The following is a 22433-nucleotide window of genomic DNA, read 5'->3' as shown; positions in this document are numbered from 1 at the left end:
CCCCTCGTGACCAAGTTCAAAAAGACACCGTACAAAGTCGATGTCCGCGACCTCATCAACCGCCCCGGCATCCAGCATGAGCGCCAGCTCGACATCCTGGTGCCCGAAGACCTCGGGGAAGGCCTGGTGGCCGTGAAAGCGGGGTCCACCCTCGAGGCAGACCTGCGGCTGGAGGCGATCCACGAGGGCATCCTGGTGACCGCGGACGTGTCCGGAACCGCCAGCGGAATGTGCGGTCGGTGCCTGATTGACATCGACTTGCCTGTCCAAGTCGAGTTTACGGAGCTTTTCGCGTATTCTTCAGAGGAAGCTTTTGAATTTGAGGTTCAAGACGACCACGTGGATCTTGAACCTCTGATCAGGGATGCAGTGGTTTTGTCACTGCCGTTCCAGCCGGTATGCCGGCCGGATTGTCCAGGTCTCGACCCCGAGACCGGGCTACGGTTGGCCGAAATCCCTGATCAGGAACCGCAAGAGACGCCTGACCCCAGGTGGTCGGCGCTCCTGAAGTTCCAGGCTTCCACAGACATCAGCACGGGTGAAGACACTCATGCTGAAACGGATAGAGAAGAGAAGTAGTCATGGCAGTTCCGAAGCGCAAGCAGTCACGCTCCAACACCCGCTCACGTCGTTCCTGCTGGAAGGCCGAAGCCCCCACCCTGGTGAAGACCATGGAAAACGGCAAGGTCGTTTACAGCCTCCCGCACCGTGCGAAGGTCGTCACCGACTCCGCCGGCACGGCACTGTTCATGGAATACAAGGGCCGCAAGGTCGCCGACGTCTAATTCGATGACCGGGGAACCGATGACCGGTGGTTCGGTCGATCTTTCCGCGTTGCAGGAGACCCTGGGCGTGCAGATCGACCAGGGTTTGCTTGAGCTCGCCCTGACCCACCGGTCATTTGCGTACGAAAACGGCGGAATCCCGACGAACGAGCGACTGGAGTTCCTGGGCGACTCGATCCTCGGACAGTCGGTGACGGTCATGCTGTACCGGGAGTACCCGCTGCTGAGCGAGGGCGAACTCGCCAAGCGGCGGGCCAGCCTGGTCTCCAGTGCTGCCCTCGCGGAGGTCGCACGCGGCATCTCACTCGGCGAGTACATCCGGCTGGGCCGCGGTGAAGTCCTCACCGGTGGCCGCGAGAAGGCGTCCATCCTGGCCGACACGGTCGAGGCGCTCATCGGCGCCGCCTATCTGGACACCGGCACGGATGCGGCGACCGCCCTCGTGATGCGGCTGATCGAGCCGCTCCTGTCCGATCCCGACCGCTTCGGCGGCTCGATGGACCCCAAAACGAGCCTGCAGGAGGTCGCGGCGTGCCGCGGAACCGGCGTGCCCGTGTACACCGTCACCGAAAGCGGACCGGATCACTCGAAGGTGTTCGTCGCCACGGTCGTCATCGGCACCGTCGTCTCGGCGCGGGGCGAAGGCACGAGCAAGAAGCACGCCGAAATGGCTGCCGCGCTCGAGGCCTGGATCGTGCTCTCCGCCGGCTGACCCCGGCCGAGAGAGGCCGACGTGCCGGAGCTGCCCGAGGTTGAAGTCGTTCGCGCCGGCATTGAGCCGGCCGTCACCGGCGCGGTCATTTCCGCCGTGGAGGTCTTCGAGCAACGATCGCTCAGGCGCCACGACCTGTCCGCCGGCCCGTTCACCGACCTCCTCGAGGGTCGGCGCGTGCTGGCCGCCGTGCGCCGCGGCAAGTTCCTCTGGCTGCCGCTGGATTCCGGCCGGGCCCTGGTCATCCACCTCGGCATGAGCGGGCAGGTCTTGCTGCGCGCGCCCGGCAGCGCAGCCCGGATCTCGACGGGCTCGATCACCACGGGCTCGATCACCACAGGCTCGATCTCGACAGGCTCGATCACCACAGGCTCGATCACCGGAGGCCGCCCGGCGGAGGATCGGCTGTTGCGGATCCGGCTGCACCTCGAGCATCCGGTGCACGGTGAGTTGTGGCTCAACTTCGTCGACCAGCGCATCTTCGGCAGCATGGCCGTCGACCGGATGCAGCCGACGAGCGACGGGCTGCCCGCCGGCTTCCCTGGTGCTGCTGCGGCGGGGGAGTGGGAGACGCTCATCCCCTCGCAGGTGGCGCACATCGCCCGTGACCCGATCGACCCTGCCTTCCCGGCGGATGCCTTCTTCCGCGCCCTGGCTCGCAAGAAGACGGGCATCAAGCGGGCCCTCCTCGACCAGACGCTGATCAGCGGAATCGGCAACATCTACGCCGACGAGGCCCTGTTCGACGCCCGCATCCACTTCGACCAGCCGGCCGCGTCGCTCTCCGCGGCAAAGGCGCGCACCCTGCTGGCCTCTGTCCGCGGCATCCTGCACCGGGCCCTGGCCGAGGGCGGAACGAGCTTCGACGCTCAGTATGTGAACGTCAACGGCGAGTCGGGGTACTTCTCGCACAGCCTCACCGCCTACGGGCAGCACGGCAAGCCGTGCCTCCGCTGCGGCACCACCATGGTGCGCGCCCAGTTCATGAACCGGTCGTCGCACTTCTGCCCGCGCTGCCAGCGCCTGCGCTGAGCGCGCCCTCGGGTCTCGGCTCTCGGGTCTCGGTCGCGGTCTCGGTCTCGGACCTCGTTTTCCTTCGGCGGGATGGGCGGCGGCGGGTTTAGCGCCTCCAGGCGCCTTCGTAGCCGATCGGGACGAAGCCGACGGCCTCGTTCACCGAGAGCATGTGCCGGTTCTCCTCGGCGTTGAACGTGATCACCGACGGATGCCCCGGCCGCTCCGCCGCGAGACCCTGCAGGTTCGCGATCTTCAGCAGCATCCCGAGCCGGTGGCCGCGGTGTTCCTTCAGCACCAGGGTGTCCTCCTGGTGCACGGCGCGGGACGTCTCGGCCGGCACGGACAGCTCGGTGAACCCGCCCAGGCGCCCGGTCGGCCGGTGCTCCACCACGGCGGTCAGGGTCGTCCGCGGGCCTGCCGCGAACGCCTCATCCTCCTCGAGGACGCGCTGCACCGTCCAGACATCTTCGGGCTCCTCGAGCCCGGCGCTCGGGGCATCCGTGGTCATCCGGGTGCGGAGGAGCGCCATGTCCGCCAGCCAGCGTTCGGGCGTGCGGTCCGCCCAGCGGTGCACGGCGTAATCGGGGCCGGACGCCGTCGCCGCGCCGTCGAAGTGCCGGGCCAGCTCGCCCTCGTCGACGGGCAGGGGCAGGCGGCTGCCGCGCTCCACCTGCTCGAGCGTGTACCCGCGGGCCAGCAGGAACCGCACCTCCGGGTTGGCCAGGGGCACGGAGCCGAAACCCGTCGGCGACGGCAGCCTCTCGCCCGGCGCCTCCCGCGACGCCGCATAGACGAGTGCCCGCACGCGCCCCTCCTCCGCAGCGATCGACTCCAGGCGGTCGGCCAGCGCGGTCCCGATGCCTCGCCGCCGGAAAGCGGGGAGAACCTCGAGGGCCAGCCACGCGACATCCGCGGATGCCTCAGGCCGCGTCTCGTAGACGCCCCGCGCCACGATTTCCCCGCCGACGCGGGCCACGAGCATCCGCGCCGGGGCGTACTCCTGGTTCAGCCAGTAGGGGAGCAGTTCCTCGGCCGACAGGGCGAGCTCGTCGGTGCCGTAGGCGGCGGCTTCGACCGCGTTCCGCACCGTGGTCGCGGCCCGGAAATCGCCCCAGCCCTCCGCCCCGGGTGCGGCCGGGACGGCGAGTTCGCCGACGGTGAAGTGTTCGATCGTCATGACGGCCGGCTTCCGGTGCGAAGGCCGCACGATCTGCGCAGCCGACCAGCCTGGCGCCTGCCGGGTTCTCCGCACAGAGTCCGGTACCGTAGTCCCAGCATGACCGGGCCGTGACGGCCATCGACACTTCGGAGAGGGCACCCGTTGTACCTGAAGAGCCTCACCCTCAAGGGGTTCAAGTCGTTCGCCCAGCCCACCACCTTCGCCTTCGAGCCGGGCGTCACCTGCGTGGTCGGCCCGAACGGCTCCGGCAAGTCCAACGTCGTCGACGCGCTCGCCTGGGTGATGGGCGAGCAGGGGGCCAAGACCCTCCGCGGCGGAAAGATGGAAGACGTCATCTTCGCCGGCACGTCGACCAAGGGGCCGCTCGGCCGGGCCGAAGTGACGTTGACGATCGACAATGCCGACGGCGCGCTGCCGATCGAGTACTCCGAGGTCACCATCTCGCGCACCTTGTTCCGCAACGGCGGCAGCGACTACGCCATCAACGGGCAGGCCTGCCGGCTCCTCGACGTTCAGGAGCTGCTCAGCGACTCAGGCCTCGGCCGCGAAATGCACGTGATCGTCGGCCAGGGCCAGCTCGACGCGGTGCTGCGCGCCAGCCCGGAGGAGCGCCGCGGCTTCATCGAGGAGGCCGCGGGCATCCTCAAGCACCGGCGGCGCAAAGAGAAGACCCTGCGCAAACTCGAGGCCATGCAGAACAACCTGACCCGGCTGAGCGACCTCGCCGGGGAGATCCGGCGCCAGCTGAAGCCCCTCGGCCACCAGGCCGAAATCGCCCGCGAGGCGCAGACCATCGCCGCCGTCGTGCGCGACGCCAGGGCCAGGCTCCTCGCGGACGACGTTGTCACGCTGCGCACGGCGCTCGACTCGCACGGGCGCACCGAGAGCGAACGCCACTCCGAGCGGATCGTGCTGCAGGAGCAGCTCGGCCAGAAGGAACTGCGCCTCCAGCGCCTCGAGCAGGCGCAGGTTGGGGATGCCGTCGACCTGGCCAGGCGCACCAGCTTCGGCCTCGAATCCGTGCAGGAGCGGCTTCGCGGCCTCTACACGCTCGCCAACCAGCGGCTGGCGTTGCTCGGCGCGCAGGCTCAGCCCGACGCGGGGGGCCCCAGCGTGACTCCGGCGATGCTGACGGATGCCGCGGCGGAGGTCGACCGGCTCCGGGAGGCCATCACGGCCGCGCAGGAGCGCTGGGCTGCCGCGCAGGCCGGGGCGGCGGCAGCACGCGGGCAGCTCGATTCGGTTGACGAGGAAATCGCCGCGCAGGCGGTGCTCGTCTCCAGGCACGACCTCGAGGTCTCCAGGCTCAAGGGCCAGTCCGAGACCGCGTCATCCCGTCTGGCCGCCGTTCGCGGTGAGGTGCTCCGCCAGCAGAACGCCGTCGACGCGGCAGAGTCACGACGGGCCGCCGCGCAGGCGCAGTTCGACGCGCTCGAGGCGGAGGCCGCGGAGGATGACGTCGACACGAACCTCGACGAGGCGTACGAGGCGGCCCAGGCATCCGTGCGGGAGGTCGAAACCGAGATCGAGAGCCTGCGCGAGACGCTGCACGGCCAGGAACGCGCGCGGGATGCGCTCGCCGCGCGAACCGGCGCCCTCTCGCTCGCCCTGGATCAGAAGGACGGATCATCCGCCCTCGTCGGTGCCGGACTCCCGGGAATCCGCGGGCTGCTCGCCGAGCACGTGCGCGTGCACCCCGGCTACGAACCCGCGATCGCCGCCGCGCTCGGCTCGCTCGCCGACGCGGTCCTGGCCGAAACCCAGGGCGACGCCTTCGCGGCCCTGGCCACCGCCCTGAGCGACGACCTCGGCCGGGTCGAACTGGTCGTCGCCGACGCGGATGCCGCTGCCTCGCCCGACCTGGACGGCCTCCCTGGCCTGGCCTGGGCGCGGTCCGTGGTCGAGGCGCCGAGCGGCGTGCTCGGGATCCTCTCTCATACGGTCATCGCCGACGACCTCGAGGCGGCGCGGTCCGCGTTCGGGGTGCTGGCCGGGCGCGGCCTCGGCTCCCTCACGATCATCACCAGGGCCGGCGAGGTGCTCACCGCGTACGTGCTCCGCGGCGGCTCCGGGGCCAGGCAAAGCAAGCTCGAACTCGTCGCCGAACGCGACACGGCCGCCGACAAGCTCGCCCTGGTCACGTCGTCCATTGAGCGGGTTCGGTTCGACCTGGGCGAAGCACGCACGCTCCTGCAGGCGCTGAAGCAGCAGGCCGCGGGCGCCCTCACCGCCCTGCGTGCGTTCGATTCCCGGCTCGCGGCCAGGGCCGAGAAGACCAATCGGGCGACCGTGCAGCTCGAGGCATCCGCGGCCGAACTCGACCGGGTGTCCGCCGGCCTGAAGCTGGCCGCCGCTGCCGTCGCCGACGCCGAGGGCGCCGTTGCAGGGGCCAGGGCCGAGCTCGAGACGGTGCAGTCCCGGCCGCGGCCGATCCTCGACGTCAGCTCGAGAGACGCGCTCTACGCCCTGCTCGAACAGGCCAGGGACGGCGAAGTCGAGGCGAGGCTCCAGGTGGAGACGGCCCGCGAACGCGTGCGGACGGAGGAGGCGCGCACGGCCCTGCTGGGCAAACAGCTCGAGGCCGATCGGGCCGCGGCGGAAGAGGCGGCGCGGCGCGCGGTCATCCGTCGCCGGCAGGTGGATGCCGCGTCGCAGGTCGCCGAGGCGCTGCCGGCCGTGCTGGCCTCCGTTGAGGCCTCCGTCGGCGAGGCGCGTGCCCGGCTGGCCGCCGCCGAAGCCGAGCGGGCGAGCCAGAACGAAGAACTGTTGCTGTTGCGGCGCGAGGAGAACGCGCTGCGCACCCGCCTGCAGGCCGTCACCGAGAACGTGCACGGGCTCGAACTGCAGATTTACGAGAAGAAGCTGCACCTCTCCGCGCTGCTCGAACGGGCCGGCAGCGAACTCGGGCTGACCCCGGACGTACTCGTCGCCGAGTACGGCCCGGACCAGTTGATTCCGGCGGACGGCGTCGCTGCCGAGGTCGCAGACGGGGCCGCGGCATCCGTTGCCTCCGTCGATCCGGGCGCGGAGGGCACCCCGTTCGACCGCGAGCAGCAGAAGCGGCGCCTGGCCACGGCCGAACGCAAGTTCGGCCAGCTCGGTCGGGTGAACCCGCTCGCGCTCGAGGAGTTCGCGGCGCTGGAGCAGCGGCACAAATTCCTCACCGAGCAGTTGACCGACCTGACCAACACGCGCGCGGACCTGCTCACGATCATCGGGGACATCGACGAGAAGATGGGCGCGATCTTCGCGGCCGCGTTCGAGGACACCCGGGCGGCCTTCGCCGACGTGTTCCCGGTGCTCTTCCCCGGCGGCAGCGGCAGCATCTGGCTGACGAACCCGGACGACATGCTCACGACCGGCATCGAGGTGTCGGTCAAGCCGGCAGGCAAGAAGATCGAACGGCTCTCGCTGCTCTCCGGCGGCGAACGGTCGCTGGCCGCCGTCGCCCTGCTGATCGCGATCTTCAAGGCCCGGCCCAGCCCGTTCTACATCATGGACGAGGTCGAGGCGGCCCTCGACGACGCCAACCTCGGCCGGCTGCTCACGATCTTCGAGGACCTGCGCGAGACCAGCCAGCTCATCGTGATCACGCACCAGAAACGCACGATGGAGATCGCGGACGCCCTCTACGGCGTCTCGATGCGGCAGGACGGCGTGTCCGCGGTCGTCGGCCAGCGCGTCGCCAGGGAGACGGAACGGGAGACGGAGAAGGCCTCATGACCATGGACCGCATCGACCCGCAGCCCGCCGCCGACGAGCGGACCACCCTGAACGAGTTCCTCGACTTCCTGCGGGCGACGCTGCTGGGTAAGACCGAGGGGCTGGATGCCGCCGGGCTGAACCGGCGGCTGCTTCCGTCGACGCTCACCCTGGGCGGGCTGCTCAAGCACCTCGCCCTGGTCGAGGACTACTGGATCCAGGAGAAGTTCCTCGGCCTGCCGGAGCTCGAGCCGTGGGCGAGTGCGCCGTGGGCCGAAGACCGGGACTGGGACTTCCACAGCGCCGCGGAAGACGATCCGGATGCCCTGCGCTCGCTGTACCAGTCGGCCTGCGAGCGCAGCCGCCAGGCCCTGGCCGGCGCTGACCTCTCCGCGCTGTCCGTCGGCACCGACCGGGACGGCGCACACTGGAACCTGCGCTGGATCCTCACCCACCTGATCGAAGAGACCGCGCGGCACTGCGGCCACGCCGACCTGCTGCGGGAGGCCGTCGACGGGACCGTCGGGGAGTAGCGCGCGATAAGCGGGCGAGAACTCCCAGCCGTGGCCGCCTGCGTTGCTCCGGGACGCATGCGTGCACTCACGGCTGGGAGTTATCGCCGGGTCGCCGCCGGGATCGCGCACAGCCGCTCGGAGGCGCGGCGCGCATTCGCCCGCATCGCGAAACCGGACGGATTGAGCGCGCGTGCCTCGGCACCGGAAAAACTGCCACATCCGGTCACCTGTTCCGGTTCCGGCCATGCGCCTGGACCGAGGGCGGTGCTGGCGCTGGCGAGGATCGCGCGCATCAGCCCGGAGGCGAGGCGCGCATCCGCCCGCATCGGGAAAACGGGATAGACAGAGCGCGTGTGCCTGGGCGCCGGCAAACCTGCGCACTTTCGGTCGTTGGTTCCGGTCCCGGCCATGAGCCTGGCCCGACGGTAGCGCGCGATAACTCCCGGCCGTGGCCCGTTGCGTTGCTCGGGGACGGATGCGTGCACTCACGGCTGGGAGTCATCGCCGGGTCGCCGCCGGGATCGCGCACAGCCGCCCGGAGGCGGCAGCATCGCTCAGTGGGCGGTCGTCACCCCGAGCAGGTCGTGGGTGATGATCGCGGCGGCACGCGCGCCGGCCCCGGCGGCGACGATGAGCTGTTGCGGGCCGGGAGCGGCGACATCCCCGGCCGCATAGACACCGGCCAGGCTGGTGCGGCCGTCCCGGTCGGTGACCAGGTGGCCTGAGGCGTCGGTGTCCAGGTCCAGGTCGGCCAGGAACCCCACGATCGGATGCCAGAGCGGACGCACGAACCCGCCGGTGACCGGGATCCGTTCCCCATCGAAAAGGCGCACGGCGGCGATCGCTCCGCGCTCACCTTCGAGGTCGTCGATGACCCGGCGTTCGACCCTGATGCCCCGGTCGCCGAGTTCGCTCTCCTCGTGCGCGGTCAGCGACGCGACGCCGTTCGTGAACACGGTCACCGTGCTGCTCCACTGCCCGACCAGGAGCGCCCGGGCGAACAGGTCGTCGGTCTCGCCGATCAGGGCTACGGGGCCCTCGCCCTGCTCGTAGCCGTCGCAGGCCGCGCAGCTGAACAGGCTCATGCCGTAGTAGGCGCGGATGGACGGAAGCGCCGGAAGGGTCTCGCGGAGGCCCGTCGCCACCACAACCGTGCGGCTCCTCACCACGCGCGCGCCGGCCGCTGTGCGCCCGCTGATCCGCACGGTGAACGGATGCGCCCCAGCGTGGGCACCGCCGGCCTCGTCACGATCATGGTCGCGCTCGACCCGGTCGACCGTGGATCGTCGCAGGATCTCGGCCTCGGGGTAGCGCTCGAGTTCCTCCCTGGCGATGCGGCGCAGCTCGTGCGGGGGCACGCCGTCCCGGGTGAGGAAGCCGTGCGAGAGCATCGTGGCCGCGTGCCGGGGCCGGTCGCTGTCGACGACGAGCACCCGCTGGCGCGCGCGGGTCAGGTTGAGCGCGGCGGACAGCCCGGCCGGGCCGGCCCCGATGACGACGCAGTCGTAGGCGTCGCTGTCGTAGGCCTCGTGAGCGGAGGAGCCCGCTTCGTCACTCATTCGCTGCCGCCCTGGGGCGGGAGCGCGGCGATGATCGGATGATCGAAGCCCAGCGTGCCCGTCTTCGCGGCTCCACCGGGGGAACCGATCTCCGAGAAGAACTCGACGTTCGCGGCGTAGTACTCGGCCCACGGCGAGGGCAGGTCGTCCTCGTAGTAGATGGCCTCGACCGGGCAGACCGGTTCGCAGGCGGCGCAGTCGACGCACTCGTCCGGCTGGATGTAGAGCGACCGCTCGCCCTCGTAGATGCAGTCCACCGGGCATTCGTCGACGCAGGCTCGGTCCTTGACGTCGACGCAGGGCAGCGCGATGACGTAGGTCATGAGGCGACCAGGGCGCCGGCGCGGGCAATGTCGACCTGCTCGCCGCGCGCCACGACCTTGACCCGTTCGCGCGCGACCCGGGAGCCGTCGGCGTCGCCGAGCGCGCGTTCGTGGGCGTCGAGGGCAAGCCAGCCCGGCCAGGTGGTGAACCGCACTCCGCGCTCCGCCAGCAGCGCGAGCACCGCGTCCGGGTCGGCGACCGACGGATCCGGCAGCAGCGCGGCGTCGTCGACGAGCCGGGTGATCGTCTCCAGGGCATCGCCCTTGGTGTGGCCGATCAGGCCGACCGGTCCACGCTTGATCCAGCCGGTGGCGTAGAGCCCGGGGATCGGCTCCCCGGCCGCGTCGAGAACCCGGCCACCGTCGTTGGGGATGACGCCTCGGGCCTCGTCGAACGGCACCTCGGGGAGGGCGCTGCCGCGGTAGCCGACCGCACGGTAGACCGCCTGCAGCGGGTAGTCCCTGATCTCGCCGGTGCCGCGCACGCCGCTCGCCCCGCCGGCAGCAGCAGCACCGGTCGCCTCGGTGCGCTCGAAGCGCATCCCCTCGACCCGCCCGTCGCCGTACACCTCGACCGGGGAGTGGTGGAAGTGCAGGTGCAGCCTGCGCGAGGCACCCGTGGGCTCCTTCGCCAGCCAGCCGGTGAGGGTGCGGGTCATCACCTTGACCTGGTTGTTGGCGCCTAAGAGCCGGCGGGCGAGCTCGTCGTCGTCGAAGTCCTCCGGGTAGACGATCACGTCGACGCCCGGGACATCCGCGAGTTCGCGCAGCTCGATCGGGGTGAACTTCACCTGTGCCGGGCCGCGGCGGCCGAACACGTGCACGTCGGTCACGGGCGAGCCGGCCAGCCCGTCGTATACCGTGGCGGGGATATCCGTCGGCAGCAGGTCGTCCGGGTGCTTGGCGAGCATGCGGGCGACGTCGAGGGCGACGTTGCCGTTGCCGATCACGGCGATGTCGGTTGCGTCGAGCGGCCAGTCGCGCGGGGCATCCGGGTGCCCGTCGAACCAGGAGACGAAGTCGGCCGCCCCGAACGAGCCGGGCAGGTCGATGCCGGGGATGTCGAGGTCGGCGTCGCGGATAGCTCCGGTCGCGAAAACGACCGCGTGGTAGTGCGCCCGCAGGTCGGCCAGGCCGAGGTCGGCCCCGTACGCGACGTTTCCGATGAAGCGGATGTTGCCGGTGTCGAGCATCTCGTGCAGGGAGTTCACAATGCCCTTGATCCGCGGGTGGTCTGGGGCGACGCCGTACCGGATCAGCCCGTACGGGGCCGGCAGGGAATCGAACAGGTCGATGCTCACCTCGTCGCCGGCGTCCCGCACTGCCTTACTCAGGATGTTGCCGGCGTAGATTCCGGCCGGCCCGGCGCCGATGATCGCGACGCGCAGGGGTTCGCGCTGGTGCAGGGGCTCGCGCTGTTGCAGGGGCGCAGCGGTCGTCGGGGTCATGTGAAGGCCTTTCGGGGGACGAGGTTTTCGAGCGTGGAAAAGGCAGGCACGGTGCCGGCGAGCGCTGGTGCGCCGAGCGCGGCGGGGGCGAGACGCACGTCCGGGCCCGCGTGCGGGCTCAGGCCGACGACGTTGCCGACCACGATGACGGCCGGCGAGCGCACGCCCCGTGCCTCCGCCTGGGCGGCGATCGTGTCGAGCGTGCCGATGGTGACGCGCTGGTTCGGGCCGTAGCCGTCCTCGATGATCGCGACGGGGCATCCGCCGCCGCGGGAGCCGGCGGCCAGGGCCCCGGCCGAGCCGGCGAGGGCGCTGACCCCCATCAGCAGCACGACCGTGTGGTCGGCGCCGCCCGGCAGCCCGGCGATCTGCTCGTGGCCGGTGACAACGGTGAAGCCGCCCGCGACCCCGCGGTGGGTGACCGGGATGCCGGCCGCGGCCGGCACCGAAATGGCGCTGGTCACGCCGGGCACTATTTCGACCGGGACGCCGTGGCTGCGGCAGTACTCGGCCTCTTCGCCACCGCGCCCGAGCACGAACGGGTCGCCGCCCTTGAGCCGCACGACCCGGGATCCGGCCAGGGCGTGCTCGACCAGGAGCGCGTTGATCTCGTCTTGCGGCACCGGGTGGTGGCCGGGGAGCTTGCCGACGTCGATGACGAGCACCTCCGCCGACAGCTCGCCGAGGAGCGAGCGCGGCCCCAGGCGATCGGCGATGACGACGTCGGCCTCGGCGAGCAGGCGGCGTCCGCGCACGGTGATCAGCCCGGGGTCGCCGGGCCCGCCGCCGACGAGGTGCACGGTGCCGGCTCCCTCGGCGCGGCGGTGGTGCCGCAGCGGCAGCGAGCCGGCGTCGAGGGCGGTGGCGATCGCATCCCGCAGCGCCATCGCGCGGCGCGGATCCCCGCCCGCCGATACGGCGACGGTGACCTGGTCCCGCCGGGCGACCGCGGGAACCCAGGCCGCGGAGCTGCGGTGGTCGGAGGCGGTGACGCACCAGATCCTTGCGGCCTCGGCGTCGGCCGCGACCTGGGCGTCGACCTCGGGAACGCCGGTCGCGGTGTGCGCCAGCCAGGCGCCGTCAAGGTCGCGGGGGGCGTAGGGGCGGGCCCGCCAGGTGAGCGCTCCGGTCTGCGCGAGGGAACGCAGTTCGGCGCCGGCCGCTGGGGCGACGACCGTGACGATCGCGCCGGCCTGCACCAGCCCGGACGCGCGGCGCGCGGCCACGCCCCCGCCTCCGACGACGGTGACGGGCCGGCCGGCCAGGTGCAGGCCGAGCGGGTACAGGAGTGCGGGGTCGGTCATCGGATTCCTCCCGGGGTGAGTCCGCGGCGCCGCAGCAGCCGGCGTTCGATCGGGGCGAACACGCTCAGTTCGACGAGGATGCCGACGCCGAGGATGAGCAGGATGGTGGCCAGGACGCTGCCGAGGTCGGCGAGCTCGCGGCTCTGCTGCAGCATCGAGCCGAGGCCGAAGCCGATCGTGCCGCCCATGGCGATGATCTCCGCGGCCATCAGCGACCGCCAGGAGAAGGCCCAGCCCTGTTTGAGGCCGGAGAAGTAGCCGGGCAGGGCCGCGGGCAGCACGACGAGGGTGGCCAGCTGGATGCGGCCGGCGCCGAGCACCGTTCCCACCCGGCGCAGTTGCGGCGGCACCTGGTCGATGCCGGAGACGAGCCCGTTCGCGATCGACGGGACGGCGCCCATGAGCACGACGAAGTACACGGTGGCGTCGGAGAGCCCGAACCAGATGATCGCCGCGGGAACCCAGGCGACGGAGGGGAGCACCTGGAGGCCGGAGAGGAGCGGGCCGAGGGCCAGGCGCAGCGGCCGGCACTCGGCGAGCAGCAGGCCGAGGGGCGTGCCGATGGCGACCGCGATGAGGAAGCCGACCCCGCCGCGTTCGAGGCTGGTGAGCACGGCGAGCTGCAGGCGGCCGTCTGCCCACGCGGTGCCGATCGCGCCGAGCACGTCGAGCGGCCCCGGGATGAGGTCGGGCCGCGGGCGGGCGATGACGACGTAGAGCTGCCACGCGGCGACGAGGCCGGCCAGCAGCAGCACCGGCGGCAGCACCCCCTCGAAGATGCGCCGCACGCTGCCCTTCTCGGTGCCCGGGACGGCCTGCAGGGCGTCGAGCCCGGATTCGAGCGTGCGCAGGTCGTCGGCCGGTCGGCCGGAAGTGGGCGCGCCGGATGGCGGGGCAAGGGTCGTGGTGTTAGGCGGCATTGCGGCGGATCTCCCTTCGGAGCTGTTCGGTGATTTCGATCGACAGACGAGAAACCTCGGGGGATTCGATCCGTCGTGGCCCGTCGTCGGCGAGGCGCCACTCGTTGGCGATGCGGCCGGGCCGCGACGACATCAGGAGCACCCGCTGGCCGAGCCGGGCGGCCTCGCGCACGTTGTGGGTGACGAAGACGATGGTGCGGCCGGTTTCGCGCCACACCCGTTCGAGTTCCTCGTGCAGCAGGTCGCGGGTGATGGCGTCGAGGGCGGCGAAGGGTTCGTCCATCAGGAGCACCTTGCGGTCCTGGGCGAGGGAGCGGGCGAGGGCGACGCGTTGCCGCATGCCGCCGGACAGTTCGTGCGGGCGCTTCGCGGCGGCATCCGCGAGGTTGACGATGTCGAGCAGCTCGAGGGCCTTCCCGCGGCGCTTGTCCCGCGGCACCCCGCGCAGCTTGAGCGCGAGTTCGACGTTGCGGCCGGCCGTCAGCCACGGGAAGAGCGCGGCGTCCTGGAACATGACCGCGGCGCTGCCGCTGGCGACGGTGACGGTTCCGGTGCTGGGGGCGTCCAGGCCCGCGATGATGTTGAGCAGGGTCGATTTGCCGCAGCCGGATGCGCCGAGCAGGCAGACGAACTCTCCGGGCTGGATGGTGAGGGTCACGTCGTCGAGCACGAGGGGTCCGTCGGCGCCGAAACGCTTGCCGAGCGCGGTGATCCGGATGGCGGGAAGGACGGCGGGCGCGGCGCTCATGGTCTACTCCGCCCCGAGGCCGGCGGCCGAGACCGGGTCGGCGCCGGACTCGGCGAGCACGGCGTTCAGCAGCGTCAGGTCGAACAGGCCGTCGAGGTTTCCCTGCTTGGCCGTGCCGGCGTCGACGCCGGCCTGCAGCAGCGTGGGGAACGTCCCGGCGAGCGGATCCGTCGTGAACCGTACCGCGCCGAGCGCGCGTTCGATCACGGCGCCCGGCAGCGGCTTGCCGGTGTCGGCGGCCAGGCGGGCGTTGATGACGGCGCCAGCCTCGTCGGCGTGACCGTCGAGCCAGGCGACGGATGCCGTGTGCCCGGCGAGCAGGGCGCGCACGGTGTCCGGGTGGTCCCGGAGGAAGTCGCTCCCCACGAGCAGCATGGTGGTGGGGAAGGCACCTTCTGGCCAGAGGGACGCCTCGTCGACGAGCACCTCGGCGCCGGCCTCGATCACGAGACGGGACACCCACGGCTCGGGGAGCCAGGCCCCGTCGATCTGCCCGCTTTGGAACAGGGCGAGGGTCTGGGCGTTCTCGGTCGGGGTGATGCGCACGTCGCCGCCGCCGGTGGTGTCGGTCTCGAAGCCCTCTGTGCCGAGCCAGGCGCGCAGGGCGACGTCCTGGGTGTTGCCGAGCTGCGGGGTCGCCAGGGTCGTGCCGGCCAGATCGGCCGGAGTGTCGATGCCCGGCCGCACCACGAGAGCCGCGCCGCCGCTGGCCGCCCCGGCGACGACGCGCGCCGAGGCGCCCGCGCTCTGCACGAAGGTGTTCACGGCCGGGTTGGGGCCGACGTAGGCGGCGTCGATGGCGCCGGCGCTGAGCGCCTCGATGACCGCGGGGCCCGCGGCGAAGGCCTGGGCGGTCAGTTCGGTGTCGCCGAGGGCGCCCTGGAGGAACCCCTTTTCCAGCCCGACCAGGGCCGGGGCGTGGGTGACGTTGTCGAAGTAGCCGAGCCGGAGTTCGGCGGCAGGGCCGCCGGCCGGGGCGTCCGCGGAGGCGCTCGCCGAGCATCCGCTCAGCCCGGCGACCAGCCCGGTGGCCAGCAGCGCGGCGAAGAGCGCGGCCGGAAGGCGGCCGGCCCGGCTCACGAGGCACCGCCGGCGGCGAGCACGATGCCGGCGGCGAGCGTCGCGCCGTCCTGCGGGTGGATGACGAGGAACGCGCCGGAGCGGCGGTTCTCCGCGTAGGTCTCGAGCGGCAGCGCAGAGGCGAGGCGCACGGTGGCCTGCCCGATGTCGTTGACCTCGAGGCGGTCGGCGGCCTCGATCGCGAGGGTGTCGAGGCTGCGGCGTCCGGTGATCTCCGGCACGATGGCCTGGATCGTGGAGGTGCCGAATTTCACCAGCACCCGGGCGCCGGCCGCGAGCGGCCTGGCGTCGAGCCAGAACAGCGCGGCGGTCAGCTCCTTCACCTGCGGGGGCAGGGTGCCGGCCGCGGCGATCACGGCGCCGCGGGCGATGTCGAGGTCGTCCCGCAGCCGCAGCGCCACCGATTGCGGGGCGAAGGCCAGGTCGAGTTCCGCTCCGGCGAAGTCGATGCCGGTGACGACGGTGCTGCCGCCGCCGGGGCTGACGGTGACGGTGTCGCCGACGCGCAGCGTGCCGGATGCGACCTGGCCGGCGTAGGCACGGTAGTCGCGGTACCGGGGGGCGTCTTCCTCGGGCACCACGACGGCGCCCTGCGGGCGGAGGACCAGCTGCACGGGCAGGCGGAAGGCCCGGGTCTCGCTTTCGATTTCGTCGACGAGGGGGAGAGTCTCCAGCAGCTCGAGCAGGCTCGGGCCGTCGTACCACGGGGTGTGCGGGGAGCGGTCGACGACGTTGTCGCCGACCAGGGCCGACACGGGGATGACGTGCACGGCGCCGAGGCCGAGCTCGGCGGTGACGGCGCGCACGTCGGCGGCGACCTCGGTGTACGCGGCCTCGTCGTAGCCCAGCAGGTCGATCTTGTTCACCGCGACGATGACGTGCTGCACGCGGAGCAGGGCCAGCACCGAGAGGTGGCGGCGGGTCTGCTCGAGCACGCCCTTGCGGGCGTCGATGAGCACGACGACCGCGTCGGCGGTGGTCGCGCCGGTGACCATGTTGCGGGTGTACTGCACGTGGCCGGGGCAGTCGGCGAGGATGAACGAGCGGTGGGCGGTGGCGAAGTAGCGGTAGGCGACGTCGATGGTGATGCCCTGTTCCCGCTCGGCGCGGAGGCCGTCGGTGAGCAGGGCGAAGTCGATTCCGCCGGCCGCGCCGCCGAAGCCGCGCTCGGACGAGGTGCGGGTGACCGCGTCGAGCTGGTCGGCGAGGATCGCTTTCGAGTCGTGCAGCAGCCGGCCGACGAGCGTGGATTTGCCGTCGTCGACGGAGCCGGCAGTGGCGAAGCGGAACAGCGTGCCCTGGAGCGGGCTTCCCGGCAGCGCGCTCGGCCACACGGCTTCGGTCAGGAGTGTGTCGGTCATTAGAAGTACCCATCTCTCTTGCGATCTTCCATGGCGGCCTCGGAGATGCGGTCGTCGGCCCGGGTGGCTCCCCGCTCGGTGAGCGTCGACTGGGCGACCTCCCGCACGACGGCGTGCACGGATGCGGCATCCGATTCCACGGCGCCGGTGCAGCTCATGTCGCCGACCGTGCGGTAGCGCACGGTGCGCACCTCGACGGTTTCGTGGGCCAGCGGGGCGCTGACCGGCCCGACCGCGCGCCACATGCCGTCGCGCAGGTAGACCTCGCGGTCGTGGGCGTAGTAGAGCGGGGGCAACTCGATGCCTTCGCGTTCGATGTAGCGCCAGACATCCAGTTCGGTCCAGTTACTGATCGGGAAGGCGCGCACGTGCTGGCCGACCGTGTGGCGGCCGTTGTAGAGGTTCCAGAGCTCGGGGCGCTGGTTGCGCGGGTCCCACTGGCCGAACTCGTCGCGGAGCGAGATGATGCGCTCCTTGGCGCGGGCCTTGTCCTCGTCGCGCCGGGCGCCGCCGAAGACGGCGTCGTGCCGGCCGGCCGCGATGGCGTCGAGCAGGGGCACCGTCTGCAGCGGGTTGCGGGTGCCGTCGGCGCGTTCCTGCAGTCGGCCGTCGTCGATGTAGTCCTGCACGCCGGCCACCTCGAGGGAGACGCCGAGCCGGGCGACCGTGGCGTCGCGGAACGCGATGACCTCCGGGAAGTTGTGGCCGGTGTCGACGTGCAGCACCGGGAACGGCACGCGGCCGGGCCAGAACGCCTTCGCGGCGAGGTGGAGCATGACGACGGAGTCCTTGCCGCCGGAGAACAGCAGCACCGGGCGCTCGAATTCGGCGACCACCTCGCGGATGATGTGGATCGCCTCGCTCTCGAGCACGTCCAGCTGGGTCAGGCGGTGCGGGCGCGCGGTCGCCGGGGGTGCAGCGGCTGCCGGGGGTGCCGTGGCGATGTCGTGGGCGCTCATAGGTGCAGTCCGCATTCTGTTTTCTCGAGTCCGGCCCAGCGGCCGGAACGGGGGTCTTCGCCGGCGGCGACGGGTTTCGTGCACGGGGCGCAGCCGATGGACGGGAACCCCTGGCCCAGGAGCGGGTTGACGGCCACGCCATGGGCGGCGGCGTAGTCGATCAGCTCGTCGAAGGTCCAGGCGGCGAGCGGGTTCACTTTGACCAGGCCGTTGCGCTCGTCCCATTCGACGAGACGTGTGCCGGCCCTGGTCGGCGCCTCGTCGCGGCGCACCCCGGTGAACCAGAGTTCGTACCCGGCGAGGGTGCGCTGCAGCGGAGCGACCTTGCGCAGCGCGCAGCACTGGCCGGGGTCGCGGGCGAAGAGGTCGGTGCCGTGTGCGGCGTCCTGCTCGGCAACGCTCTGCTCCGGCAGCACGTCGACTATGGTGACGCCCGGGGTGCCGGCGACGGTGTCCCTGGTGGCGTGAGTCTCCGGGAAGTGGTAGCCCGTGTCGAGGAACAGCACATCCACGCCCGGCAGCTGCTGCGCGACGAGCTGCGGCAGCACGGCATCCGCCATCGAGCAGGCCACCGCCACGGCGTCGGTCCCGAAGTTGCGGGCGACCCAGGCGATGACCTCGGCGGCGGATGCCTCGCCCAGTTCGATCGCGCCCTGTTCCGACAGAGAACGGAGCTGCTCTACGCTGCGCCGCGCGGCCGCGGGCTGGTTGACATCGGGCTGGTTGACATCGATACGGCTCACTGGAGCGCCTCCTCGTCGGCTCGGTGCGCCCATTGGGCGAAGGTTTCCGTCTCGGCCCGGTCGGCGAGGAAGCGGCGGACGATCCGTTCCACGTAGTCGGCCAGGTCGACGGCGGTCACCTTGAGGCCGCGCACGGTGCGGCCGAGGCCGGCCTCATCGCGGCCGACGGAGGCGAGCCCGCCGCCGAGGTGCACCTGGAACCCGGGCACCTGGCCGCCGTCTCCGTCGGAGAGGAGCTGCCCCTTGAGGCCGATGTCGGCGGTCTGGATGCGGGCGCAGGAGTTGGGGCATCCGTTGACGTGCAGGCTGATCGGCTGCGGCAGGTCGAGGCCGGCGAGGCGTGTCTCCAGTTCGAGCACGGCGTCGGTTGCGGTCTGCTTGGTCTCGACGATCGCAAGCTTGCAGAACTCGATCCCGGTGCACGCAATCGTCGAGCGGCGGAACAGGCTCGGACGGGCGGCCAGGCCGAGCGCGTCGAGCGCCGTGATCAGCGGTTCGACGTCTTCCTCGCTGATGTCGAGGAGCACGAGTTTCTGGTGTGGCGTGGTGCGCAGCCGGCCCGAGCCGTGCCGCTCGAGCAGGTCGGCGAGCCCGGTGAGCATGGTGCCGGAGACGCGCCCGACGAAGGGCGTGACTCCGATGTAGAACCGGCCGTCGTTCTGCTTGTGCACGCCGACGTGGTCGCCCTGCTGCGTCGGGGTGGGCGCGGGCGGGCCGTCGGGCAGTGCCTCGTGGAGGTATTCGTCCTCGAGCACCCTGCGGAACTTCTCCGGTCCCCAGTCGGCGAGCAGGAACTTCAGCCTGGCCTTGTTGCGCAGCCGCCGGTAGCCGTAGTCGCGGAAGATGGAGGCGACGCCGAGCCAGACGTCGGCGACCTTGTCGGGGGAGACGAAGGCGCCCAGGCGCTCGCCGAGGCGGGGGCTGGCTGACAGGCCGCCGCCGACCCAGAGGTCGTAGCCGAGGCCGAGCTCCGGGTGCCGCAGGGCGACAAAGCCGACGTCGTTGATCTCGTGCACGACGTCCTGGCTCGGGTGGCCGGTCAGGGCCGTCTTGAACTTGCGGGGGAGGTTCGCCAGCTCGGGGACGCCGATGTACCTCGCCGTGATCTCGGTGATCGCGTCGGTCGGGTCCAGCAGCTCGTCGACGGCGATGCCGGCAACGGGGGAGCCGAGCACGACGCGGGGCACGTCGCCGCAGGCCTCCGTGGTCTGCAGGTCGACGGCTTCGAGGCGGCGCCAGATCTCGGGGACATCTTCGACCCTGATCCAATGCAGCTGGATGTTCTGCCGGTCGGTGAGGTCGGCGGTGTCCCGGCCGAATTCCTCGGATATCTCGCCGATGACCCGCAACTGGGCGGTGGTGAGCTGGCCGCCGTCGATGCGCACACGGAGCATGAAGAACTTGTCCTCGAGCTCATGTGGCTCGAGCGTGGCGGTCTTGCCGCCGTCGATGCCGGGCTTGCGCTGCGTGTACAGCCCCCACCAGCGGAATCGGCCGTGCAGGTCGGTGTCCTCGATCGAGTCGAAGCCCTGCCTGGAGTAGACCTGCTCGATCCGCTCCCGTACGCTCAGCCCGCCGTCCTCCTGCTTCCACTTCTCGTTGCCGTTGAGCGGGGCGGTGCCGTCGACCTTCCACTGTCCGTGGGGGCGCGTTGCCGGTCGCGGCGGGCGCGTGGGCGCGGCGCTGGTGATGCTGGGGGTCGGGCTGGGCGACATGGTCTGCTCCTTTTGTATCGGCCAGTCGCGGACGGAAAACGGTGTCCGACAACTGCGCTGGGTACGACGGTAGCCAGCGCCCGAGCCCCCGTCACGTGGGCCGGTCACGGCCGGTCACGCGGGGTAGTGGGGCGTCACACGGGCGCGCGAAGAGACAGCCCGGTCTACTGTGCCGGCGCCCGCGCCGAGCGGTAACAGTCGACCACGACGTCGACGAGCTGCCGAGGAACGGCGGACCCCGGAACCAGCAGAGGTGAGGTGGCGATGCTTGCCCCGGCGCCCTCGACGAGGTCCTGGAAGAAGCCAGGGGCGAGCAGGTAGCTGCTGACCACGATGCGTCGCCCGGGGTTGTCCCGCCGGGCGGCCGCGATCGCGTCGGCCAGCCTCGGCTCCGCGGCGGACAGGAAGCCGAGGCCAACCGGGCGAGCGGATGCCGCCGCGAGGCGCTCGGCGACGACGCGGCAATCCGCGACCGCCCTGGCGTCGCTCGACCCCGCCACGGCGAGCACGACCACGTCCTCGTCCCGGAGGCCGGCCTGCTCCAGCCGGTCCCGCAGCAGCTCGACGATCCGGTCGTCGGGACCGAGGGCGCCGGCCAGCAGCACGGTGCGGTCGGTCACCGCGCGCACCGCCTCGGTGAGGTCGACGTGCACGTGGTAGCCGGCCGACAGCAGCAGGGGAACAACGACCGCCGGCAGTCCGGCCGGAAGCGCGGCCAGGGTTTCCGGCGCATCCGGGTGCTGCACGTCGACGAAGCCGAGCGCGACGGTGAGCAGCGGCTCGGCATCGGCGACCGCGCGCATGAGGGCGGCCACGGCGGCCTGGCCGGCGGGCGAGGAGGTGCCGTGGGCGATGCCGGCGAGCGCGGGGGCGGTGGTCGTCACCCTTCCATTCTGTGGGCCGACGCCCACGGTGTTACGTCGCGCGTCGTCGGCCGGGCAGAGTCAGCCGGGCAGGCGCCGATTGCTCCGGAACAGGCTGTCCGGGTCGTGGGCGAATTTCACCTTCCCGAGTCGAGCCAGGCTTTCCGGCGGGAGGGCGGCGGAGAGGTCCTGGCCGGGGGAGAGCAGCGTCGGCACCATGCGCCGTTCGGTCATCCCCGTCAGGGCCCGGTCGATGGGTCCGAACACTGCCGCCGGATCGATCCTGCGGCTCGGATCCAGCAGGATCGCGCCGGCGAACACCAGGTATTTCGACTCGAGATGCCCGACGATGCCCGTCGCCTCCGGCGCCGGATCGGCTATCGCGCCCCCGAGCGGCCGGAGCTGCACCATGGTGAGCCCGGCGGGCGTCGCCTCCCTGAAGGCCTCGATCAGCGGCGCGAATCCGTCGTCGCCGAGCCCCCTGATCGCCGCGTTCCAGTCCAGGCTCCCGACCGGATCCGAGGGTTCGGCCGCGACCTCGCCCAGGTGCCCGATGTCGAACGGCTGCATGAGGTTGGCGATGACGGGCGCGGCGGAGAGCAGCGGGGCCAGGAGCGTACCGGCCGTGTCGGCGTCGCCGACGAAGACGACGTCGACGGTCGCGAAGCTGTGACCGCGCATCGGCTCGGGCACCATCTCCACGTCGGGCATGTTGATCAGCCCGGCGAACATCGTCAGCTCATCCGGTGCCGTGGCCATGATCGCGGCGACCGCGTCGAGCACGGCGCCGGCCGCCTCGATCGGGAACAGGATCTTCCCGCCGAAGAGGGCCGGAGCGGGGTACAGGTCGATTTCGAGGGCCGTGACAATGCCCAGCATTCCGGCCGCGCCCCGCATCGCCCAGAGCAGCTCGGCGTCACCCTCGGCGGAGCCGTGGGCCGAGTCCAACCGGCGGGAGCGCCCGTGCGCATCGACGAACTCGATGGCGCGGATGGAGTGGGCGGCGAGTCCCTTCCAGCGGCTGAACCAGGAGTGCCCGCCCGAGAGCAGGTACCCGGCGACGGTCACGTCCGGGTTCGTGCCGGCCAGGGCGATCAGGCCCGTTCCCGTCAGGCGCGGCAGCACGGCGCCCCATTTGACGCCGGCACCGATCCGGGCGTAGCGCTCGTCTGCGTTCACCGTCACCTCGTCGAAGGCGGAGGTGCGTACCAGGATGCAGCCGCGCACGTCGCTGCTCGCGCCATGGCCGTTCGGCTGCACGGCGATCTCGAAACGCCCGGCGCGGGCCGCGGCCACAATCTGCCGCAGGCCGTCCACGGTGGCGGGGATGGCGACCGCGGCAGGGTCTTGTTCGACCGCCCGGTTCCACGGCGCCCTGACCGTGTCCCAGTCGGCGTCGCCGGGACGAATGAGTCGCCCGCTCAAGGAGGCGGCGAGGGCGCTCAGGGTGGGATCCATCTCGGTGGTTTGCGACATGGAGGTTCCTTTCGATGGCTGTT

The 22433-nt window shown here is 71.5% G+C and carries 21 protein-coding genes; 6 read left to right on the top strand and 15 right to left on the bottom strand.

All coding sequences use genetic code 11. The annotated features are described in order from the left end of the window. Window positions 1-6 precede the first annotated feature (6 nt). From E3T54_RS08250 to mutM, 4 genes are read left to right on the top strand one after another with little or no spacing between them, the layout of a single operon-like run. The gene (locus E3T54_RS08250) at window positions 7-579 is read left to right on the top strand and encodes a DUF177 domain-containing protein (protein WP_092323638.1); all 573 of its coding nucleotides are present in this window, start codon (window positions 7-9) and stop codon (window positions 577-579) included. Window positions 580-581: 2 nt separating this feature from the next. Then, window positions 582-785, top strand: coding sequence for a 50S ribosomal protein L32 (gene rpmF / locus E3T54_RS08245; protein ID WP_092323636.1), 204 nt, complete (start codon window positions 582-584; stop codon window positions 783-785). A 4-nt stretch (window positions 786-789) separates the two neighbouring features. Further along, window positions 790-1497 (top strand): ribonuclease III, encoded by a 708-nt coding sequence (gene rnc, locus E3T54_RS08240; RefSeq protein WP_370255206.1) that lies wholly within the window; start codon window positions 790-792, stop codon window positions 1495-1497. A 21-nt stretch (window positions 1498-1518) separates the two neighbouring features. Then, complete coding sequence (gene mutM / locus E3T54_RS08235) at window positions 1519-2529, top strand: bifunctional DNA-formamidopyrimidine glycosylase/DNA-(apurinic or apyrimidinic site) lyase (protein WP_134475293.1); 1011 nt, start codon at window positions 1519-1521, stop codon at window positions 2527-2529. Between the two features lie 88 nt (window positions 2530-2617). Here the strand turns inward: mutM and E3T54_RS08230 are convergent, their stop codons facing one another. After that, window positions 2618-3691, bottom strand: a complete 1074-nt coding sequence (locus tag E3T54_RS08230; protein WP_134475292.1) for a GNAT family N-acetyltransferase — start codon at window positions 3689-3691, stop codon at window positions 2618-2620. A 144-nt stretch (window positions 3692-3835) separates the two neighbouring features. On the opposite strand from E3T54_RS08230, the gene smc reads away from it, so the two are divergent. Next, window positions 3836-7417, top strand: coding sequence for a chromosome segregation protein SMC (gene smc / locus E3T54_RS08225; RefSeq protein WP_134475291.1), 3582 nt, complete (start codon window positions 3836-3838; stop codon window positions 7415-7417). Further along, window positions 7414-7929, top strand: a complete 516-nt coding sequence (locus E3T54_RS08220) for a DinB family protein (protein WP_134475290.1) — start codon at window positions 7414-7416, stop codon at window positions 7927-7929. The genes smc and E3T54_RS08220 overlap by 4 nt, the downstream gene beginning before the upstream one ends. 80 nt (window positions 7930-8009) lie before the next feature. Here E3T54_RS08220 and E3T54_RS08215 read toward each other — a convergent pair whose 3' ends face one another. The 14 genes from E3T54_RS08215 to E3T54_RS08150 form a co-directional block, all read right to left on the bottom strand. Continuing rightward, on the bottom strand, window positions 8010-8237 hold the full coding sequence (locus tag E3T54_RS08215) for a hypothetical protein (protein ID WP_134475289.1): 228 nt from the start codon (window positions 8235-8237) through the stop codon (window positions 8010-8012). A gap of 228 nt (window positions 8238-8465) precedes the next feature. After that, the gene (locus tag E3T54_RS08210) at window positions 8466-9470 is read right to left on the bottom strand and encodes an NAD(P)/FAD-dependent oxidoreductase (protein WP_134475288.1); all 1005 of its coding nucleotides are present in this window, start codon (window positions 9468-9470) and stop codon (window positions 8466-8468) included. Then, window positions 9467-9793 (bottom strand): ferredoxin, encoded by a 327-nt coding sequence (fdxA, locus tag E3T54_RS08205; RefSeq protein ID WP_134475287.1) that lies wholly within the window; start codon window positions 9791-9793, stop codon window positions 9467-9469. The genes E3T54_RS08210 and fdxA overlap by 4 nt, the downstream gene beginning before the upstream one ends. Beyond that, a complete protein-coding gene (locus E3T54_RS08200) occupies window positions 9790-11241 on the bottom strand; it encodes an FAD-dependent oxidoreductase (RefSeq protein ID WP_134475286.1) in 1452 nt (483 codons plus the stop codon). Before E3T54_RS08200 ends, fdxA begins: the two co-directional genes overlap by 4 nt. Further along, window positions 11238-12545, bottom strand: a complete 1308-nt coding sequence (gene cobA, locus E3T54_RS08195; RefSeq protein WP_134475285.1) for a uroporphyrinogen-III C-methyltransferase — start codon at window positions 12543-12545, stop codon at window positions 11238-11240. The genes E3T54_RS08200 and cobA overlap by 4 nt, the downstream gene beginning before the upstream one ends. Continuing rightward, a complete protein-coding gene (locus tag E3T54_RS08190; RefSeq protein ID WP_134475284.1) occupies window positions 12542-13465 on the bottom strand; it encodes an ABC transporter permease in 924 nt (307 codons plus the stop codon). Before E3T54_RS08190 ends, cobA begins: the two co-directional genes overlap by 4 nt. After that, complete coding sequence (locus E3T54_RS08185; RefSeq protein ID WP_134475283.1) at window positions 13455-14213, bottom strand: ABC transporter ATP-binding protein; 759 nt, start codon at window positions 14211-14213, stop codon at window positions 13455-13457. The genes E3T54_RS08190 and E3T54_RS08185 overlap by 11 nt, the downstream gene beginning before the upstream one ends. A 3-nt stretch (window positions 14214-14216) precedes the next feature. Beyond that, complete coding sequence (locus tag E3T54_RS08180) at window positions 14217-15293, bottom strand: ABC transporter substrate-binding protein (protein ID WP_134475282.1); 1077 nt, start codon at window positions 15291-15293, stop codon at window positions 14217-14219. Continuing rightward, on the bottom strand, window positions 15290-16654 hold the full coding sequence (locus tag E3T54_RS08175) for a sulfate adenylyltransferase subunit 1 (RefSeq protein ID WP_134475281.1): 1365 nt from the start codon (window positions 16652-16654) through the stop codon (window positions 15290-15292). The genes E3T54_RS08180 and E3T54_RS08175 overlap by 4 nt, the downstream gene beginning before the upstream one ends. Next, window positions 16654-17613, bottom strand: a complete 960-nt coding sequence (gene cysD / locus E3T54_RS08170) for a sulfate adenylyltransferase subunit CysD (RefSeq protein ID WP_134475280.1) — start codon at window positions 17611-17613, stop codon at window positions 16654-16656. The genes E3T54_RS08175 and cysD overlap by 1 nt, the downstream gene beginning before the upstream one ends. After that, window positions 17610-18356: a phosphoadenylyl-sulfate reductase gene (locus E3T54_RS08165; RefSeq protein WP_241977128.1), complete on the bottom strand. Its 747-nt coding sequence runs from the start codon at window positions 18354-18356 to the stop codon at window positions 17610-17612. The genes cysD and E3T54_RS08165 overlap by 4 nt, the downstream gene beginning before the upstream one ends. Further along, window positions 18353-20071, bottom strand: a complete 1719-nt coding sequence (locus E3T54_RS08160) for a nitrite/sulfite reductase (RefSeq protein ID WP_134475278.1) — start codon at window positions 20069-20071, stop codon at window positions 18353-18355. The genes E3T54_RS08165 and E3T54_RS08160 overlap by 4 nt, the downstream gene beginning before the upstream one ends. 164 nt (window positions 20072-20235) lie before the next feature. Continuing rightward, window positions 20236-20955 (bottom strand): sirohydrochlorin chelatase, encoded by a 720-nt coding sequence (locus E3T54_RS08155; protein ID WP_134475277.1) that lies wholly within the window; start codon window positions 20953-20955, stop codon window positions 20236-20238. Between the two features lie 60 nt (window positions 20956-21015). Beyond that, window positions 21016-22410, bottom strand: a complete 1395-nt coding sequence (locus E3T54_RS08150; RefSeq protein ID WP_134475276.1) for an FAD-binding oxidoreductase — start codon at window positions 22408-22410, stop codon at window positions 21016-21018. Window positions 22411-22433: the final 23 nt, after the last annotated feature.

The organism is Cryobacterium sp. Sr8 (assembly GCF_004403225.1).
Classification (GTDB): domain Bacteria; phylum Actinomycetota; class Actinomycetes; order Actinomycetales; family Microbacteriaceae; genus Cryobacterium; species Cryobacterium psychrotolerans.
This window is presented reverse-complemented; position numbering and strand designations above follow the sequence as displayed.

Excerpts from the sequence above, each read along its gene's own strand:
- rpmF (WP_092323636.1), top strand. The coding sequence starts at position 582 with ATGGCAGTTCCGAAGCGCAAGCAGTCACGCTCCAACACCCGCTCACGT.
- rnc (WP_370255206.1), top strand. The coding sequence starts at position 790 with ATGACCGGGGAACCGATGACCGGTGGTTCGGTCGATCTTTCCGCGTTG.
- E3T54_RS08230 (WP_134475292.1), bottom strand. The coding sequence starts at position 3,691 with ATGACGATCGAACACTTCACCGTCGGCGAACTCGCCGTCCCGGCCGCA.
- E3T54_RS08220 (WP_134475290.1), top strand. The coding sequence starts at position 7,414 with ATGACCATGGACCGCATCGACCCGCAGCCCGCCGCCGACGAGCGGACC.
- E3T54_RS08215 (WP_134475289.1), bottom strand. The coding sequence starts at position 8,237 with ATGCGGGCGGATGCGCGCCTCGCCTCCGGGCTGATGCGCGCGATCCTC.
- E3T54_RS08210 (WP_134475288.1), bottom strand. The coding sequence starts at position 9,470 with ATGAGTGACGAAGCGGGCTCCTCCGCTCACGAGGCCTACGACAGCGAC.
- fdxA (WP_134475287.1), bottom strand. The coding sequence starts at position 9,793 with ATGACCTACGTCATCGCGCTGCCCTGCGTCGACGTCAAGGACCGAGCC.
- E3T54_RS08200 (WP_134475286.1), bottom strand. The coding sequence starts at position 11,241 with ATGACCCCGACGACCGCTGCGCCCCTGCAACAGCGCGAGCCCCTGCAC.
- cobA (WP_134475285.1), bottom strand. The coding sequence starts at position 12,545 with ATGACCGACCCCGCACTCCTGTACCCGCTCGGCCTGCACCTGGCCGGC.
- E3T54_RS08190 (WP_134475284.1), bottom strand. The coding sequence starts at position 13,465 with ATGCCGCCTAACACCACGACCCTTGCCCCGCCATCCGGCGCGCCCACT.
- E3T54_RS08185 (WP_134475283.1), bottom strand. The coding sequence starts at position 14,213 with ATGAGCGCCGCGCCCGCCGTCCTTCCCGCCATCCGGATCACCGCGCTC.
- E3T54_RS08175 (WP_134475281.1), bottom strand. The coding sequence starts at position 16,654 with ATGACCGACACACTCCTGACCGAAGCCGTGTGGCCGAGCGCGCTGCCG.
- cysD (WP_134475280.1), bottom strand. The coding sequence starts at position 17,613 with ATGAGCGCCCACGACATCGCCACGGCACCCCCGGCAGCCGCTGCACCC.
- E3T54_RS08160 (WP_134475278.1), bottom strand. The coding sequence starts at position 20,071 with ATGTCGCCCAGCCCGACCCCCAGCATCACCAGCGCCGCGCCCACGCGC.
- E3T54_RS08150 (WP_134475276.1), bottom strand. The coding sequence starts at position 22,410 with ATGTCGCAAACCACCGAGATGGATCCCACCCTGAGCGCCCTCGCCGCC.